At 66.6% G+C, this 17,216-nt stretch carries 13 protein-coding genes and 1 pseudogene; 7 read left to right on the top strand and 7 right to left on the bottom strand.

Annotated elements, in window-relative coordinates:
* Nucleotides 1-97 precede the first annotated feature (97 nt).
* The 3 genes from J7I84_RS05015 (at nt 98) to J7I84_RS05005 (ending at nt 4,069) form a co-directional block, all read left to right on the top strand.
* Nucleotides 98-1,240, top strand: coding sequence for a PrpF domain-containing protein (locus J7I84_RS05015; RefSeq protein WP_214941454.1), 1,143 nt, complete (start codon nt 98-100; stop codon nt 1,238-1,240).
* 55 nt (nt 1,241-1,295) lie between these two features.
* Nucleotides 1,296-2,606: a C4-dicarboxylate transporter DctA gene (dctA, locus tag J7I84_RS05010; RefSeq protein WP_214941452.1), complete on the top strand. Its 1,311-nt coding sequence runs from the start codon at nt 1,296-1,298 to the stop codon at nt 2,604-2,606.
* A 131-nt stretch (nt 2,607-2,737) separates the two neighbouring features.
* Nucleotides 2,738-4,069 carry an SLC13 family permease gene (locus J7I84_RS05005; protein ID WP_396020036.1) on the top strand — a complete coding sequence of 444 codons (1,332 nt, stop codon included), beginning with the start codon at nt 2,738-2,740 and terminating at the stop codon, nt 4,067-4,069.
* 310 nt (nt 4,070-4,379) lie between these two features.
* On the opposite strand, the gene J7I84_RS05000 is transcribed toward J7I84_RS05005, so the two are convergent.
* The 6 genes and pseudogenes from J7I84_RS05000 to J7I84_RS04975 all read right to left on the bottom strand — a co-directional run bounded on the left by J7I84_RS05000 (nt 4,380) and on the right by J7I84_RS04975 (nt 10,565).
* A complete protein-coding gene (locus J7I84_RS05000; RefSeq protein WP_214941446.1) occupies nt 4,380-5,753 on the bottom strand; it encodes an NtaA/DmoA family FMN-dependent monooxygenase in 1,374 nt (457 codons plus the stop codon).
* 9 nt (nt 5,754-5,762) lie between these two features.
* A complete protein-coding gene (locus J7I84_RS04995) occupies nt 5,763-6,818 on the bottom strand; it encodes an LLM class flavin-dependent oxidoreductase (protein ID WP_214941443.1) in 1,056 nt (351 codons plus the stop codon).
* Nucleotides 6,815-7,650: pseudogene (locus J7I84_RS04990) on the bottom strand (DUF1684 domain-containing protein). Before J7I84_RS04990 ends, J7I84_RS04995 begins: the two are co-directional and overlap by 4 nt.
* Nucleotides 7,647-8,714 carry a transporter substrate-binding domain-containing protein gene (locus J7I84_RS04985; protein ID WP_214941439.1) on the bottom strand — a complete coding sequence of 356 codons (1,068 nt, stop codon included), beginning with the start codon at nt 8,712-8,714 and terminating at the stop codon, nt 7,647-7,649. Before J7I84_RS04985 ends, J7I84_RS04990 begins: the two are co-directional and overlap by 4 nt.
* A gap of 10 nt (nt 8,715-8,724) precedes the next feature.
* Complete coding sequence (locus tag J7I84_RS04980) at nt 8,725-9,534, bottom strand: amino acid ABC transporter ATP-binding protein (RefSeq protein WP_285291180.1); 810 nt, start codon at nt 9,532-9,534, stop codon at nt 8,725-8,727.
* The gene (locus J7I84_RS04975) at nt 9,534-10,565 is read right to left on the bottom strand and encodes an amino acid ABC transporter permease (RefSeq protein ID WP_214941436.1); all 1,032 of its coding nucleotides are present in this window, start codon (nt 10,563-10,565) and stop codon (nt 9,534-9,536) included. The genes J7I84_RS04980 and J7I84_RS04975 overlap by 1 nt, the downstream gene beginning before the upstream one ends.
* A gap of 282 nt (nt 10,566-10,847) precedes the next feature.
* Between J7I84_RS04975 and J7I84_RS04970 the strand changes: the two genes are divergently transcribed.
* The 4 genes from J7I84_RS04970 to J7I84_RS04955 all read left to right on the top strand — a co-directional run bounded on the left by J7I84_RS04970 (nt 10,848) and on the right by J7I84_RS04955 (nt 16,358).
* Nucleotides 10,848-12,818 (top strand): FAD/NAD(P)-binding domain-containing protein, encoded by a 1,971-nt coding sequence (locus J7I84_RS04970; protein WP_214941433.1) that lies wholly within the window; start codon nt 10,848-10,850, stop codon nt 12,816-12,818.
* A 20-nt stretch (nt 12,819-12,838) separates the two neighbouring features.
* Nucleotides 12,839-13,393, top strand: a complete 555-nt coding sequence (locus J7I84_RS04965) for a GNAT family N-acetyltransferase (RefSeq protein ID WP_214941430.1) — start codon at nt 12,839-12,841, stop codon at nt 13,391-13,393.
* Between the two features lie 47 nt (nt 13,394-13,440).
* Nucleotides 13,441-15,210 (top strand): helicase HerA-like domain-containing protein, encoded by a 1,770-nt coding sequence (locus tag J7I84_RS04960; protein ID WP_214941426.1) that lies wholly within the window; start codon nt 13,441-13,443, stop codon nt 15,208-15,210.
* Between the two features lie 155 nt (nt 15,211-15,365).
* Nucleotides 15,366-16,358 carry a hypothetical protein gene (locus tag J7I84_RS04955; RefSeq protein WP_214941423.1) on the top strand — a complete coding sequence of 331 codons (993 nt, stop codon included), beginning with the start codon at nt 15,366-15,368 and terminating at the stop codon, nt 16,356-16,358.
* Between the two features lie 65 nt (nt 16,359-16,423).
* On the opposite strand, the gene J7I84_RS04950 is transcribed toward J7I84_RS04955, so the two are convergent.
* On the bottom strand, nt 16,424-17,167 hold the full coding sequence (locus J7I84_RS04950) for an endonuclease domain-containing protein (protein WP_251046153.1): 744 nt from the start codon (nt 17,165-17,167) through the stop codon (nt 16,424-16,426).
* Nucleotides 17,168-17,216: the final 49 nt, after the last annotated feature.

Raw genomic sequence — 17,216 nt, 5'->3', positions numbered from 1 at the left:
CATTTATTTGTGATTGTGCTGAAGGCTCCCATCCCGGATCGTAGAAGTACAAGGTGCTGTGAAGTAGAGCACCTGCAAGTTACGAGGGAGAAACACAGTGGGACTCAAAGGACGTTGGTACCGGGGCGGCACCAGCAAGTGCTGGCTCTTCGATGCCAGGGACGTGGCCCTCCACGCCCCCACCCGTGAGGAAATCCCCGCACTGCTGTCAGCCGCTTTCGGCGCAGCGGATGCGCGGCAGCTGGACGGCGTCGGGGGCGGAACGTCCACCACGTCAAAGGCTGCGGTCATCTGGGCTACCCCCGGCGCCGAGGCAGACCTTGACTATCTCTTCGCCCAGGTGGGGATCGGCGATCCAACGGTTGAGCTGGGTTCCAACTGCGGCAACTGCGCCACGGCCATTGCCCTGTTCGCAGTCCAGACAGGCATCGTTCCCGCCCGGGACGGCATGACCAAGGTCCGCATGCGCCACGTGACTTCCGGCGCCGTGCTCAGCGGAACTGTCCCCACTCCCGGCGGCCACATTCCCAAGTCCGGCCTGGCCCGGGTTCCGGGCAGCAGCGCAGCCGGTGTTCCGGTCAGCCTCTCGTTCCACGGCCCCTGGGGCCAGAACACCGGCGCACTCCTGCCTACCGGCAACACGGTGGACCAGCTCCAGGTCAACGGCAGAACCCTCAGTGCCACAATGGTGGACGCCGGCGCCCCTGCCGTGCTCCTCGCAGCCGACCAGGCCGAAGTCGATCTTTCCTCGATGACGGACAACCTCACCGCGCAGCTGCCTACGCTTATCGCGGCACGGGCATCCGCCGGCCTCATCATGGGGCTGCGGAAGCCTGAGGATCCCCCGCAGAACGCTGTCCCGAAAGTCGGGGTTGTGGCGCCTGCCGGCGACTACATCGCCGCGGACGGAACAACCATCACTGCCGGCAGCCACGACGTGCGGGTGCGGATGCTGTCCATGTTCACCCCCCACCCCGCCATCGGCCTGACCTCAGCCGTGGCAGTTGCCCTGGCAGCCTCGCTGCAGTCATCGGTCGTAGCAAATGCAGCCGGCCAATCGTCCTCCACCAGCGCCGGAAGTCCCCGTCTGCTGCGGGTAGGCACGCCCGCAGGTGTCATCACCGCCGAAATCATCACCGATGACGCCGGCGCCGTCAGCGAAGTGGCCCTCCACCGGGCGGCCCGCCACATCGCCACCGCGGACATCGACGTGGCCCAGGCCGCCGAGTTGTCCGCCTAACCCCTACCTCTTTGCCCCGTCATCAGCCGGGCCGCACCAACCAGGAAGTTGTTCAATGAAGATCAAATCCGTTCTCGGACACCTGTATGTCCAGGTACTCATCGGAGTCGCCCTCGGCGTCGTTGTAGGCGCACTCTGGCCGGACCTCGGCTCGTCCCTGAAGCCCATCGGCGACGGATTCGTGAAACTCGTGAAGTTCATGATCGCCCCCATCGTGTTCTGCACCATCGTCGGAGGCATCACCTCCCTGCGGGACACCAGGAAGGTGGGCCCCACCCTGATCCGTTCGCTGGGCCTCTTCTACGCACTGACCGCACTCGCCCTGGCCCTGGGCCTGGCCGCGGTGACGCTGTTCCAGCCCGGCGCCGGCATGCACATCGATCCCACGCACCTGGACTCCTCGGTGGCGCAGAAGTACACCACGCAGCTGCCCAGCAGCAACCCCGTGGACTTCATCCTGAGCATCATCCCCACCACCTTTGTTGGCGCCTTCGCCGACGGTGAGGTCCTGCCCGTGCTGGTCATTGCCCTGCTGTGCGGCTTCGCCTTCAGCAAGCTCGGCGGACCGGGCAAGCTGGCACTGGATGTGGTCAACAGCTTCAACAAGCTGCTCTTCATCATGTTCGGCTACATCATGAAGGTGGCCCCGCTGGGAGCCTTCGGGGCCATGGCCTTCACCGTGGGCAAGTACGGCCCGCACTCCATCGGTAACCTCGGCATGCTGATCCTTGCCTTCTACGTGGCCTGCATCGCCTTCGTGGTGGTTGGCCTGGGCGTCCTGGCAAAGATGACCGGCTTCAGCCTGTGGCAGATCCTGCGCTACTTCAAGGATGAATTCCTGATCGTCCTGGCCACGTCCTCCAGCGAACCCGTCCTGCCGCGCCTGCTGTCGAAGCTCGAACGGATCGGCTGCGACCGCAGCGTCGTAGGGCTTGTGGTCCCCACCGGCTACTCCTTCAACCTCACCGGTACGGCCATCTACCTCACCCTCGCCTCCATGTTCATCGCCCAGGCCTGCGACATCCACCTCAGCTGGGGCCAGATCCTGCTGATGCTCGGCATGATGCTGCTGACCTCGAAGGGCGCGGCGGGCGTCACCGGAAGTGGTTTCGTGGCCCTGGTGGCGACCCTGACTGTCATGCCCACCCTTCCCGTAGCCGGCGTGGCCCTGATCGTTGGCATCGACCGCTTTATGAGCGAGGCCCGCGCGCTCACCAGCACGGTCTGCAACATAGTCTCCTGCGTGGCAATCGCCAAGTGGCAGGGTGAGCTGGACATGGCCAAGCTCCGGTCCGAGCTCCAGGCAGGCTTCGTGCCCACCGAAGCGGAAAAGGTGCAGTTGGCCGAACCCGCCCTGGCGCACTGACCGCTGCATCAAACACGGATACCACGACGGTTCGCCCGGGGCGCCACGCCCCGGGCGAACCGCGGTTTTGAGTGATCTGGGGTTTTCCTGAAGCGGCTTCTGAACCCACCGCGGCGCGCCGTTCCCCATGGCTGGCTGTTGCTGGGCCCGGGGCGGCGGGTAACGTCGTCGCCAAACCAGCGGTCACCACCACATCGGAGCAGGCCATGACAGCCACCCAAATCATCCCGCTTGTCATCCTGGTGGTGATGTTCATCGTTGCCACAAAGTGGCCGCTGAACATTGGCGTGATGGGGCTGGTGGCCTCTTTCGGCGTTGGCTACTTCATGCTGGGCATGACGGACAACGAGATCCTTGCCGAATTTCCGGCCGCCATCGTCCTGACGATTATCGGCGTCACATACTTCTTCAGCATGGCCCAACGAAACGGCACCATCGACATCATTGTCCAGGCATGCGTTCGCCTTGTCCGGGGACGGACCATGCTGCTGCCCTGGGTTTTCTTCCTCGTGGCCGCCGTACTGACGTCCCTGGGCACATTCTCTCCCGCCGCCGTCGCGCTCCTCGCCCCGGCGGCCATGGGCTTCGCTTACGAGTCGCGCCTCCACCCCGTACTCATGGGGGCGTTCATCATCAACGGCGCCCACGCCGGCGGCTTTTCTCCGCTGTCCGTGGCCGGCGTGCTGGTCCATAACATCGCGTTGAAGAATGGCTTCCCGGTTTCCCAGACCGCATTGTTCGCCGCGAGCTTCGCGGTCAACCTCATCCTGTCCGTGCTGACACTCTTCGCCTTCGTCCTCCTGCGGCGGCTGCACGATTCCCGCGGCGGCCCTGGAAGTGCTGCAAACCCCGCCACGGCAACCCGGCCCCACGGCCAACAGGTCCTTACCCTTGTGCTGATCTTGGGGCTGCTCGTGTGCACTTTGGGCTTCCAGCTGCCTATTGGCTTCGTTGCCCTCTCCGCCGGCCTCCTGCTGGCGCTGGTCAACATCAAAGAGCACCGCACGTTCATCGGCGGCATCTCCTGGTCCACGGTCCTCCTCGTGGCGGGCATGATCACCTATGTCTCGCTGCTCCAGCGCATCGGTGTTATCGACACGCTGGCCAAACAGGCGTTGGCCCTGGGCGCACCACTGCTCATCGCGCTCGTGCTGTCCTACGTCATCGGTGTGGGCTCCGCCTTCGCGTCCTCCACCGCACTACTCACGGCCTTCATCCCCATGGCCGGGCCGCTCCTGGCCACCAGCAGCCTCAGCGCCTCCGGAACTGTCGCTTCCCTGGCCATCGCAGCAACGGTTGTGGATGTTTCGCCCTTCTCCACCGATGGCGCCCTGGTGGTGGCCAACGCCCGGGACGACGACCGGCAGCGCGTCTACCGCCAACTCATGTTCTATGCCGGGGCGGTTGTCCTGGTTGCCCCGGCCATGGCATGGGCACTGCTGGTGCCCACAGGCATCCTGTAGCCCGCCACACGCCTGACATCAAAAATCCCCACTGAAAGGAAACGGAATGAACGAGCACCAACCCGAGCAGGACGCAGCCGAAGACTGCGATGCCGGGAACTGTTTCTACTGCCAGGGCCCGGAGACCGACTAGGGGCACCCAGGCCCTAGACCCACTGCTCCCACACCGTCAACTGCAGCCTGACTGTCCCACGGGTGTCAGCCCGGACGGTAGCACCACCCGCGGAAGGGCCGACGACGGCGCTCACCTTGCCGCCGTCGTCGTCCCTTCCAGCGAAGCCAGCCCTTGCAGCAAAGCCTGGCCAGCGCATCAGGCGCGCACCGCCTCAGCAGCCTCGTCGGCGGACCGCACCGGCGTTTCCAGCCCCAGGTTTTCGCGGAGTGTGCTGCCGCGGTACTCCGTGGGGTACACGCCGCGCTCCTGCAGCTCCGGGACCAGATGGTTCACGATGTCATCGAGGCCGGTGGGGATCAGCCAGGGGGAAATGTTGAATCCGTCCACCGCGCCAACACGGGCGTACTCGGCCAGCTGGTCCGCCACGGCCGTGTAGGAGCCGGTGAAGGTGGAGTCGATCCGCGCGGTCTTGGAGGTGACGAACTGCCGGATGGACAGGCCCTTGTCCTTGGCTTCCGCACGCCACTGGTCCGCCAACTGCCGGGCCTTGGCCCCGTGGAAACCGCTGCCGCGGGTCTCGGACGTTTCCTCCACCACGGGATCGATCTCCGGCAGCGGCCCGTCCGGATCGTACGCCGACAGCTCGCGGCCCCAGAACTGCTCCAGGTAGGCGACGGCCTGCTGCGGACCGATCTGCAGGCTCCGCACCCACTCCTTCTTTTCCGCCGCCTCTTCCGCAGTGGCCGCGAGGATGAACTCGCTGGCCGGCATGATCTGCACCGCGTTCGCCCCGCGCCCGGCGGCCAGGGACCGCTCCACCAGGTCCTTGCGGAACTCCACGGCATCGTCGAACTTGGGGTGGGCGGAGAAGATCACGTCCGCCTGCCGGGCGGCGAAGTTCCGGCCCTCCGGCGAGTCGCCGGCCTGGAACAGCACGGGCCGGTACTGGGCGCTGCGCGGCAGCCGCGGCGTCACATCCACCGTGTAGTGCTGGCCCTCATGGAGGACCCGCCGGGCAGGACCGTCCGCGGTTTCCCACGAGTCCCAGATCCGCTTGGCCGTCTCCACGAACGCCTCTGCGTGCTTGTACCGGTCCGCGTGGTCCAGGTAGCCGCCGCGGCGGAAGTTCGCCCCCGTCCAGGCGTTGTCCGTGGTCACGATGTTCCACGCGGCGCGGCCACCCGAGATCAGATCCAGTGAGGCAAGACGGTGGGCCAGGTCTGCGGGGTCGTTGTACGTGGTGTTCTGGGTGGCCACCAGGCCGATGTTCTTCGTCACCGATGCCAATGCTGCGAGCATGGTCTGCGCGTCCGGACGGCCCGCCACGTCCAGCGCGTGCGGCCGGCCCAGGTGCTCGCGCAGGCGCAGACCCTCGCCCAGGAAGAACGCCGCGAAGAGCCCGCGCTCGGCGGTCTGGGCGATGCGGCGGAAGGACTCAAAGTCGGTCTGCGAGCCCGATTCCGGCGCCTTCCAGATGGTGCCGGAGTTGACGCCCTGGAAGAAGACGCCGAACTGGATCTGGCCGGACGGTTTGAATACCTCGGATTTAGCATGGGTGTGCTGTGTCATGGTTTTCCCCTACTTTCCGGCTGAAGCCGTGGCGGATGCGTAACGGCTGACGGGGCGCGGAAGCCCCAGCAGGTCGCGGAAGGCGCCGTCCTGCACCACCGGGCGGAGAGCGCCGCGACGGCGGAGTTCCGGCAGCACCAGGCGGCCCAGCTCCTCCAGGTCAACAAAGAGCGACGCCGGATGCAGCCGCACGCCGTCGGCCTCCTTTAAGAGGTCAGCAAGAAAGTCGGTGAGACCGGCTGCAGTGCCTGCGTAAGCCGCCCGGCCGCCGTCGAACGATTCACGACGCGAAGCCGCCGCCTGCCCCAGGGAGTCGAGGACGACGTCGAGCTCGGCAACCACTGCAACCGAAGCACCCAGCCGGGCCCGCACGTCGCGGACCTCGGCAGCCAGCAGCTCAGCAGTTGGCGCAGAGACCAGCACGGCATCCACGGCGTCCGCCGGTACAAGGCCGTCACCGATCAACGAAGCAACAGCAAGCACCGGCAGCTGTCCCTGCAGCGGCCGCGGAATGATGGACGGTCCCTTGACGGAGTAGCCGGCACCGGCGAAACCGGCAGGCGTCTCAAAGTCCACATAATGCAGCTTGTCCACGTCGATGTACCGGCCGGTGGCAACATCGCGGATCACGGCGTCGTCCTCCCAGGAGTCCCACAGCCGGCGGGACACCTCGATGGACGCGGCGGCCTCCTGCCCCAGCGCGGCGCCGGTCGCGGAAGAACGCCCCACGGCGGCAGCAGCCTCCGGCGACTCAGCCGCCGTCACGATCCACCCGGCCCTGCCACCGGACACGTAGTCCAGGCTGGCCAGCTGGGTGGAGATGTGGAACGGCTCCGTATAGACGGTGTCCACCTCGGGCACCAGCGCAATGGTCCGGGAAACCGGCCCCGCGAACGCCGCCCGCTGCAGCGCGTTGGCCCGGCCCGGAGCCGGCGCGTCGGTGAACGTGGCCGCATGGAAGCCGGCGGACTCGGCGGCCAGCACCGCACGGGCGATGTCCGCACCAACCCAGCCGGCGCCGTCGAGCTCGATTGCCAGGAAGCCTGGCCATGAAGAAGTACTCACTGCTGGTCCTGACGTTCGTAGGGAATCTTCTCGCCGGCCTCGATGGCCACAGGCAGCCGGTTTTCGGCCGGCGGCAGCGGGCAGGTGGCCAGGTCGGTGTAGGCGCACGGCAGGTTCACGGCGCGGTTGAAGTCCAGGAGCACGGATCCGTCCGCGGCCGGCACCACCGAGAGCGACCGGTTGGCAGGGTAAGTGGTCTTACCCGAGGTCTGGTCCGTGAACAACACCAGCAGGGACCCGGGGGCGTGGCCGTTGAACGCCGTCAGCGACAGTTCCTGGCCGGCCAGCTTGAAGCGGATCTCGCCCGCCGCCTCATAAACATGCTGGATGCCCTCGACGGCGGCGCCCACCGTGGTGGGCCGCGGCACCTCGAACGGCACGAACGTCCCCCGCACCGCGTACGCCGCATCCGGCGAGAAGGCGGGCGTGCCCTGGTAGTCCCGGAGAAGCGCGTTCTCCGGATGGCGCGGCCGCACGATGTACTCGCCGCCGCGCTTGGCGAGCTCAATCACGTGTCGCCGGACACCAGGTTGATGCCGCCGCGTTCCTCGATGGGACCGAATTCAACCGCTGCCCCGGCTGCAGCGTTCAATTCCTTGCCGTCCCGCTGCAGACTTTCACCCGCCTCCAAAACCACGCGGACGACGTCGGCCTCCACACTCCAGGTGCCGGGAGCGCCGTCCAGCCGCGCTGGTTCGCTGCCCAGCCAGTGCAGGTGCGTCACCGCCAGGAAACCGTGGGGGTGGGCGCGCTGCCGCTCGTGCGCGGTGTGCCATTCCTGCCAGTCGGCGACGAAAGCTTCAAGGGCGGTTTCGGTGGATACTGCGTTCATGATGCCTTTCCTGACGGCGAAGGGGCGGCCGTGGCGGTTGCCTGGGTGGCCGCAAAGTTCTCCGCTGTGATGGTCTTGGATTCCGGCAGGGCTTCCTCGGACAGGCCCCAGCGCTCCAGGACCTTCCCGTAGGAGCCGTCCTTGATGACCTCGTTGAGGGCCTCGGAGATCACCGGTGCCAGGCCGTTCCCGCGCAGCGTTGTTGCAGCCACCAGGGTCTCGGACGGCCAGCCGGCATTGACCTTGCCCACCACCTTCAGGTCGTCCCGCGTGTTCTCCCGGTACACGGTGGACGGGTACGGCGCGATGTTAAGGTCTGTGCGGCCGGAGGACAGCGCCAGGATCGTGTCGGCGTCGGACGAGTAGTGCTGCAGGGTGGCCGGCGCCTTGCCCTTGGTTTCGAGCTCCTTGTTCCAGGCCAGCAGGATCTTTTCCTGGTTGGTGCCGGAACCGACGGAAATTTTCAGGCCGGAGATGTCATCCGCGCCCTTGATGTCATACGCAGAGGACTTCTTCGCCTCAAACCCCATGTACGCGGCCCGGTAGCTGGCGAAGTCGAACAGTTTCACCCGGTCCTTGTTCACGCCCACGTTGGAGAACACGGCCTCAAAGTCCCCGGACTGAGTTTTGAGGGGCCAGTTCTCCCAGGACGTGACCTGGACATCGAGTTCCAGGCCCAGCTTGTCCGCCACCAGCTGGGCGATGTCCAGTTCGGAGCCGATCGGCGTCTTGTCGTCCGTGGCGTGGAAGGACAGCGGGATGGACCCGGCCGTGGTGGCCACGGTCAGCTTGCCGTCCTTGCCGATCAGTTCGGGGACCTTGGCGGCGAGCGCCGCGTCCTTCCCGGCCCGGATCCGCTGCTGGTCCGGTGACGTGTTGTACACGACGCCGTTGCGGGCCGCCGTCGTCTGTGCGCCTCCGCTGGGGTTGCCGGCGGCCGATGCGCCGGGATCGGCGCAGCCTGCCAGCGCGGCTGGGCCAAGGAGCGCTGTACCAAGGAGTACGACGGCGGGGCGCACCGCGAGTGCGCGGCTGCGGCGTTGGCCGCGGGTTGGGAAAGCCATGGGAAGTCCTTTAGATGTTGAAGGCCGGTTCGAGCACCTTGGAGAAGAAGCTCCGGGTGCGCGGTTCCTGGGGGTTGCTGAAGATGTCCTGCGGGGTGCCCTGTTCCACGATCTGGCCCTGGTCCATGAACACCACGGTGTCCGCCACGTCGCGGGCGAAGCCCATCTCGTGGGTGACGATGATCAGCGTGGTCCCGGACTTGGCCAGTCCGCGGATGACGTCCAGCACCTCGTTGACCAGTTCCGGGTCAAGGGCGGACGTGGGCTCGTCGAACAGCAGGATCTTGGGGTCCAGGGCCAGGGCGCGGGCAATGGCGATGCGCTGCTGCTGGCCGCCGGAGAGCTGCCGGGGGTAGGCGCCGGCGCGGTCCTTCAGGCCCACGCGGTCCAGCAGTTCCAGGCCGCGGCGGCGCGCTTCCTCCTTGGATCGCCCCTGCGCGACGACGGGAGCTTCGGAAACGTTCTCCAGCGCGGTGAGGTGCGGGAACAGGTTGAAGTTCTGGAACACCATCCCGATTTCCGTGCGCTGCTTCAGGATGTCCTTTTCGCGCAGCTCGTGCAGCCGGTCGCCGCGGATTTCGTAGCCCACCAGCTGGCCGTCAATGGTGATGTGGCCGCCGTCCACCTTTTCCAGGTGGTTGATGGTGCGCAGCAGCGTGGACTTTCCGGAGCCGGACGGCCCAACAATCACTGCCACTCCCCCGGGTTCCACGGTGAGGCTGACGCCCTTGAGCACTTCCGTGGCGCCGAAGGACTTGCGGACGCCGGTGATCTCCACCAGGCCGCGGGTGGCGGTTGGGGCGGTAAGCGTGTGGGTCATCAGATGTTCCTTCGGGTGGGGACAGCCGCGTGGGTGGCGAAGAATTTGCGCGCCTTCTGCAGGGGCGTCAGTGGCAGGTTCCGCACCGCGCCCTTGGAGTAGTGCCGTTCGATGTAGTACTGGAAGACGCTCAGCACGGACGTGATCACGATGTACCACAGTGTGGCCACCAGCAGCAGCGGCAGGACCTGCTGGGTGCGGTTGTAGATGACCTGCACGGTGTAGAACAGCTCCGAATAAGCCAGGACATAGACGATCGAGGTGCCCTTGACCAGGCCGATGATCTCGTTGAACGCCGTCGGCAGGATGGCGCGCATGGCCTGCGGCAGGACGATCCGGGTGGAACGGCGCCAGGCCGGGATGCCCAGGGCAGCTGCAGCCTCAAGCTGGCCCTGGTCCACGGAGAGGATGCCGCCGCGAATGATCTCCGCCGAGTACGCGGCCTGGTTCAGGGTCAGCCCCAGCACTGCTGCCGCAAACTGGCTGATCAGTGTGGTGGTCTGCACCTCGAAGAACCGGACATCGGTGAAGGGGATCCCCAGGCTGATCTTTTCGTACAGGTAGCCCAGGTTGTACCAAAGGAGCATCTGCACCAGCAGCGGCGTGGACCGGAAGATCCAGGAGAACGTCCAGGACACCGAGACCAGCAGCGGCGACGCGGACAGCCGCATCAGCGCCAGAATGAAGCCCAGCACGAACCCCAGGATGCCGGAGATGGCCGTCAGCTTCAGGGTTTCCACCAGCCCGTGGACCACGGACTGGGCGGTGAACCACTGGGTCACTACGCCCCACTCCCAGCGCGGGTTGGTGGCCAGGGACCAGGCCACGGCAAGGACACCGATCGCGACGACGGCCGTCCCCACCCAGCGCCACGGATGCCTGGCTGCCACCACGCGGTAGGACGAATAGTCCGGGGCCTGCCGGGGCGGTGCGCCAGCCGGTGGCACGTCCACCGGTTCCGGTAGCGCTTCCGCCGCCGGTGCCGGCTGCGGCTCTTGTGACTGCGCCACCTTTGTTGCTGCTGAACTCATGTGCCGCCTCGCTTCTTGTACCTGGTCTCCGGTGCGGGCCGTTGCCCCTGGGGCAACCGTTTGGCCCCTTGCTGCCTGCAAATCTAGGACCGGCCGGAACGGCCCAGCAAGGCGGCAGGTTGCAATAGTTCGCGGGGCTTCGCGCGGCGTCATGAGTCGGTTTTTTGCGTCCCGTAACGCGCCGTGACGCGGAGTTAACGGCTGTGACCAAGCGGTCGACCGCCGTCGTCACGCCTGCCTAGCATGGGCACTCAATCCCCCGTCCTGCCGTCAGGAGTACCCATGCCAGCGAATGTCCCGGCCATCGTCTTCGTCGGCGGCGGACCGCGCACGGCGGGTGTGCTGGAACGGATCTCCGCCAACCGGCCCGAGCTCTTCGCCAGCCCGCTGCAGATCCACGTGGTGGAGCCGCACGTCCCGGGGTCCGGCCGCATCTGGCGGTATGACCAGGACCCCGGCCTCCTCCTGAACTCGATGGCAGCGGACATCACCATGTTCACGGACGCGTCGGTGGACTGCGAGGGCCCGGCCGCGCCGGGTCCGGGCCTGACTGAGTGGGCCGCCGGCGTGCTGGACGGCTCGATCATGGATGTTCCGGACTTTCCGCAGCCGCTGTGGACGCAGCTGCGGAACCTGACGGGCACCACCTTTCCCACCCGCCGGCTGCAGAGCCAGTACCTCGAATGGTTCTTCCGCCGCGCCGCCCGGTCGCTGGGCCGCAGTGTGACGGTCCACCGGACAACAGCCATCGGCATTGAACCGTTGGCGGACGGTGGGCATGCGGTTGCGCTGGCCAACGGCCGCACGCTGCACGCGGACATCGTCGTCACCGCCCTGGGTCACACCGACTCCCGCCCGGACGCCGTCTCCGCCGGCTTCGCGGACTTCGCCGCCCGGCACCGCGGCTACCACGCGGCACCCAGCTACACCACCGACGTCGACTACTCCCCCATTGCCCCCGGGCAGGACGTGATCGTCGCCGGGATGGGCCTGGCGTTTGTGGACCTGCTGGTCCTCCTCATGGAGGGGCGCGGCGGCCGGTTCCAGGAGACGGACGACGGCGGGCTGCGCTACCTTCCGTCCGGACGGGAACCACGGCTGTGGGCCGGGTCGCGCCGCGGGGTGCCGTACCACTCCAAGATCTCCGCCGCGCTGCGTGGGCAGGCTCCCGGACCTTTGCTTTTCTTTACGGCCGGCGCGGTGGAGGCCCTGCTGCAGCAGCACGGTGAGCTGGACTTCCGGCAGCACCTCTGGCCGCTCATCGCGAAGGAAGCGGGGTATTACTACTACCGCGAACTCCTGACCGGCAGCCCGGAGCGCGCGGCAATGGGTTGGGACGAGTTTGCTGCCCGCTATTCCGGGCTGGACTGGAACAGCGGCGAACGCGCATCCCTCGTTGCGGCCGCGGTTCCCGATTCCAGCCTGCACCTGGACCTGGAACGGCTGGACCGGCCTTTCGAGGGCGTCCGGTTCGCGGACCATCAGGAGCTGCAGGATGCGGTGGCCGGCTACATCGAACATGACCTCTCGTTGCGGGACAGCCCTGACCATCCGGAAACCCTGGCCCTGTTCCTGGCCCTCCTGCACGTATACATGGAGGTGGGCCGCGTGGTTCCGCCGGAGCGGCTGAACGCCCGGTCCCAGCAGGTGATCCACGGCTGGTGGCACGGCTTCTTCAGCTTCGTGGACTCCGGTCCGCCGCCGCACCGGCTCCGCCAGATGCTGGCGCTGCAGCGGGCCGGCCTGCTGCAGTTCCTGGGCCCCGGCCTGGAGGTCACCGCCGATGAGGCCACCGGAACGTTCCGTGCCACGTCCCGGCAGTCAGGCGTCTTCGTCACGGCTGACGCCCTGATCGAGGCGCGGCTGCCGTCAACGTCCGTGGCCCGCACACTCAACCCCGTCCTCGCCTCGCTGCACATGAGCGGGCTGGGCAGCGAGCAGCAGCTGCTGACCGCCGGCGGCATCCATTCCACCGGCAAGCTGCTGGTTTCCTCCGGGCACCGGCTGGTGGACGCCGAAGGACACGCACAGGCCACCCTCTTCGGCGTCGGGCCGGGAACATCCGGCTGGGGTGCCGGCGCCTTTGCCCGGCCCAACACCAATGCCGCGCCGTTCCGGGAGAACGACGCCCTGGCCCGCAGCATCCTCGGCGTTGCCCGCGGCATCGCCGCAGGGCAGTCCGCCGCGGTAACTTCAGAAACAGCAACTTCAGAAACAGCAACTCCAGAACCAGCCACCGTCGGAAAGAACTGAACAGTGACAAGGAATGACAAGTGACCGCAGAACCTGACCTTCGTCCAAACCCTCTCCACACCGGGCGCCTGGATCCCGCCGCCCTGTCGGTCCTCATCCTGCCCATGCACGATCCGCGCGTCCGGCCGCTCCTGGACGAACTCGCCGTCGAATATGACACGCGCTACGGGGACCTGTTCGGGCGAAACGCCGCTGCGGACGAGCTGAACCGCTACCCCGCCGCGGAATTCGAGGGACCGGACGGGGCCCTCCTCGTCATCCAGGAGGACGGCGAGTCGATCGCTGGCGGTGCGTTCCGCCGGTATGACGAAACCACCGCGGAACTGAAGCGGATCTGGACCCACTCGGCCCACCGCCGTCGTGGTTTGGCCCGGCTGGTACTGGCCGAACTCGAGTCCCTCGCCGCCGCCCGCGGCTACAGCAAGCTGTACCTGACCACCGGGCCGCGCCAGCCGGAAGCCACCCACCTCTACCTCAACACCGGATACCAGCCGCAGTTCGACCTGGCTGCGGACCCGGAAACCATCGGGCCCCTGGCCTTCACCAAGGACCTGCCTACGTATAAAAAGAACTGACCCGTTTATTCCGGCCCAGACGCGCCGTCCGCCGCTAAGCTAGCGCCATGGCCACCAAGACGACAGCAGAGAAGCTTGCCACCATCCAGCAGGGCTACACGCTGGAAGGCGCCACCATCGAACTGGGAGCCGCCATTATTGACGGCGAACTCCACAAGGACGCGCCGGTGCGGCTGCCGCTGGCCATGATGAACCGGCACGGGCTGGTGGCCGGCGCCACCGGTACCGGCAAGACCGTGACGCTGCACATGATGGCCGAGCAGCTGTCCACGGCGGGCGTGCCCGTGTTCCTGGCCGACATCAAAGGTGACCTCTCCGGCCTGGCCACTGCCGCCGTCGGGAGCGACAAACTCAGGGCCCGCACGGACAGCATCGGCCAGGCGTGGGAGGGCAAGACGTTCCCCGTGGAGTTCCTGGCGCTGGGCGGCGACGGCAACGGGGTCCCGGTCCGCGCCACAGTGACCTCCTTCGGGCCCGTCCTGCTCTCTCGCATCATGGAACTGAACGACACCCAGGAATCCAGCCTGCAGTTGGTGTTCTACTTCGCGGACAAAAACGGCCTGGAGCTGATTGACCTCAAGGACCTCCGCGCCGTCATCCAGTTCCTCACCTCCGACGAGGGCAAGGACAAGCTGGAGGAGCTGGGTGGACTGTCCAAGGCCACCGCCGGCGTGATCCTCAGGGAAATCGTGAACCTTGAGGCGCAGGGGCTGGAGAAGTTCTTCGGCGAGCCGGAGTTCGACACCGCAGAGCTGCTGCGCACCGCCCCCGACGGGCGCGGCGTGGTCACCTGCCTGGAGCTGCCCACCCTGCAGACCAAGCCCATGCTGTTCTCCACCTTTCTGATGTGGCTCCTGGCCGACCTCTTCGAGGACCTCCCCGAGGCCGGCGACCTGGACAAGCCCAAGCTGGTGTTCTTCCTGGACGAAGCCCACCTGCTCTTCAACGGGGCCAGCAAGGCCTTCCTGGACGCCATCACCACCACAGTCCGGTTGATCCGTTCCAAGGGCGTAGGCATCTTCTTCGTGACCCAGACCCCCAAGGATGTGCCCGCGGACGTCCTCGGCCAGCTGGCCAACCGGGTCCAGCATGCACTGCGCGCTTTCACCCCCGAGGACGCCAAGGCTCTCAAGGCCACCGTGTCCACCTTTCCCCTCAGCGACTACGACCTCGAAGAGACAATGACCTCTGCCGGTATCGGCGAGGCCGTCATTACCGTCATGAACGAAAAAGGCGCACCCACTCCTGTGGCCCTCACCCGGCTGCGGGCCCCCGAGTCCGTCATGGGCCCCAGCGAGGACGCCCTGGTCCGCAGCACCGTGGCGGGTTCTGCGCTGCTGGGCAAGTACGGAACTGCGGTGGACAACCCGTCGGCCTATGAGAAGCTCACCGGCAAGGCGGCTGCGCCTACGGGCCCGGCGGTCCCTGAGCCTGCTGCCGGTGCACCCGGTACCCCTGCAGCCCCTGCCGCGTACGACGTGGACGCCGAGGCCCGGCGGATCGAGGAGGAGATCCTGGGCCGGCCAAGCAGCAGGCCCGCACAGGCCCCTGAACCTCAATACAGTGAGCCCCAATACGACGAACCACGCGAGTCAACGCCCCGGACCAAGGCGCCCCGCACGCGCCAGTCCCCGGAACGCCAGCCGGAGCCGGAGCCGCAGCCGCAGCCGGGCGGCATGATGGGTGACCTCGGTGGAGTTCTCGGGGGTGCCCTTGGCGGCGGCCTGAAGAGCATGGCACGGTCCGTGGGCACGCAGTTGGGACGCGAACTGCTCCGCGGAGTGTTCGGAACGTCGTCCCGGCGGCGGCGCCGCTGACCCTGCCACCGGGGTGCCGGGAGACTGCCCAAGGCACCTGTTGACGGTGCCCTGGCGCCCCGCCGTCGGCCGTTATGTAGGTGTTGTCCACCGGATTAGGGGGGACACCAACTTTAGAGTGCGTCGGCAGTGACGTTACTGTGTAGAACGTGCAGATGAGTCAAGCGTTGGTGAGGATCGCGGCCGGATGGCTGCTGGGCCTCATGCTTGCCATCGCCGGAGCCATCGTGGCCATCAACGTTGTGAACAATACCGTGGCCAGCCCGCAGCAGCCGGTCAGGGAATACCTGGACGCGCTGAAGAGCGGGGACGGCGGCCGTGCGCTGGGGATCCTGCGGGCCGCGGTGCCGCCCAGCAACGCCGCCATGCTGGACGGCCCAGGGCTGCAGTCATCCGCTTCCCGACTCGCCAACATCAGCATCGGCGACCCCCAGGAACGCCCGGGAAACCAGGTCATGGTGCCCATGGAGTACACCATCGACGGCAGCCGGCTGAACACGGAATTCCTGCTGCAGAAGACCGGCACGGAGTGGCTGTTCTTCAACACCTGGGCATTTGTCCCGTCGCGGCTCCCCACCGTTGATATCACCGTGGTCAACGGCAACGAGGCCCAGGTCAACGGTGTCCCGGTGAATATGCCCAACGGCCGCAACTCCTTTGCCGTGTTCTACCCCGGCCAGTATGAGGCTTCGTTGGACGGGCAGTACTTCTCGGCTCCCGCCACCCGTGCCACGGTCACCTCCAAGGACGCCCCGGTGGCGCCGCTCAACCTGCTGACCCAGGCCACGGACAAGCTGAAGAACGATGTTGCCGCCAAGGTCAGGGAATTCCTGGACGGCTGCGCGGCCGAGGCTGTCAAGGAACAGAAGCTGCAGCCGGACTGCCCGTTCTACTACGCCAGCAACAACCGGGTCCAGGACGGCAGCATCCGGTGGTCCGTGACCGAGTACCCGGGGGTCTCGGTGGAGCCGTTCGGCGGCCGATGGGTGGTGTCCCCGCTGGACGGCAAAGCCAAGGTTGAGGCACTCCAGCAGAACGCCTTCACCGGGGCGTGGTACCCGCTGGACGCCGAGGTGGACTTCAGTTTCACCACCCGCCTGGACGTATCGGGTGACACGGTCAAGGTCACCCCGATGCTGAGCTTCTAGGCCCGCACCTCGACCGGTCAGTCTGGCCCAGTTTTGGCGCCCTGCCTGCTGTGTTTTCTACCGATTCAGGCCCGGTCGCGCCGAAAACTGGGCTGGTTCGGCTGCGGCCAGCGCAGCGAACCGCGTGCCAGCACCTCCCGCACCTGCGCCAGGACGGATTCAGGCGCGTAAACCACGTCATCGTAGAAGAACCTGAGTACGGGCAGTCCGTGGCGCACTGCCGTGTTGTCCCTGCGGCGGTCCTTTTTGAATTGCCGTGAATCCAGATGGAAAGCGAGCCCATCGATCTCCACGATGAGGAATCCCTCCAGCAGAAAATCCACACGCCCAATGCCGTCGATACACACCTGGGTCTCGGTGGTTATGCCAGCTTCCCTGAACAGCACGCGGGCCAGGGTTTCCAGTAGGGAGTCTGCACCGCGTTCAACCTTGGATATGACATCCCGGGCCTTGCCGGACCGGTTGCCGTTCAGGTGGCGCAATAGAAAGGGCCGGTCAATTTCCCCTCGGTTGTAAGCGCACTCCACCATGACCAGTGACTCGAGTTCGGGCAGGCACAGCAGCGCATGAAGCAGGACATCCGGAAGTGCTGCAAGCGTCCTGTGCCGGGGCTGGTGGGTCAGGGGAAGGCGGTGGCTGACACAGCGGACAGCCCGTCGACCATTGCTTTGCCAGTAGTGGGGCCGCACGACAGGCTGGAGCTGCCAGAGGCCGTAGTGAGGGCTCTTCGTGTTTGGTGGTGAAACGGGTTCCGTGTCTTGAAAGCTGAAGGGCTCGTAGCCCTGCTGTGATGGATGTTCTCTACGCATTCATCAAGTCAGGAGCTACGAGCCTTGATCGAGCCTACTTCCCCGCGCC

It is taken from the genome of Arthrobacter sp. ISL-85, assembly GCF_018613675.1.
Classification (GTDB): domain Bacteria; phylum Actinomycetota; class Actinomycetes; order Actinomycetales; family Micrococcaceae; genus Arthrobacter.
Note: the sequence above shows the minus strand (reverse complement) of the source record. Positions and strands in the feature narration are given on the sequence as shown.

Bases quoted from the DNA above. Each gene is read 5' to 3' on its own strand.
- J7I84_RS04980 (WP_285291180.1), bottom strand. From the start codon at position 9,534: ATGACCCACACGCTTACCGCCCCAACCGCCACCCGCGGCCTGGTGGAG.
- J7I84_RS04970 (WP_214941433.1), top strand. From the start codon at position 10,848: ATGCCAGCGAATGTCCCGGCCATCGTCTTCGTCGGCGGCGGACCGCGC.
- J7I84_RS04985 (WP_214941439.1), bottom strand. From the start codon at position 8,714: ATGGCTTTCCCAACCCGCGGCCAACGCCGCAGCCGCGCACTCGCGGTG.
- J7I84_RS04950 (WP_251046153.1), bottom strand. From the start codon at position 17,167: ATGCGTAGAGAACATCCATCACAGCAGGGCTACGAGCCCTTCAGCTTT.
- J7I84_RS05000 (WP_214941446.1), bottom strand. From the start codon at position 5,753: ATGACACAGCACACCCATGCTAAATCCGAGGTATTCAAACCGTCCGGC.
- dctA (WP_214941452.1), top strand. From the start codon at position 1,296: ATGAAGATCAAATCCGTTCTCGGACACCTGTATGTCCAGGTACTCATC.
- J7I84_RS04975 (WP_214941436.1), bottom strand. From the start codon at position 10,565: ATGAGTTCAGCAGCAACAAAGGTGGCGCAGTCACAAGAGCCGCAGCCG.
- J7I84_RS04955 (WP_214941423.1), top strand. From the start codon at position 15,366: ATGAGTCAAGCGTTGGTGAGGATCGCGGCCGGATGGCTGCTGGGCCTC.
- J7I84_RS04960 (WP_214941426.1), top strand. From the start codon at position 13,441: ATGGCCACCAAGACGACAGCAGAGAAGCTTGCCACCATCCAGCAGGGC.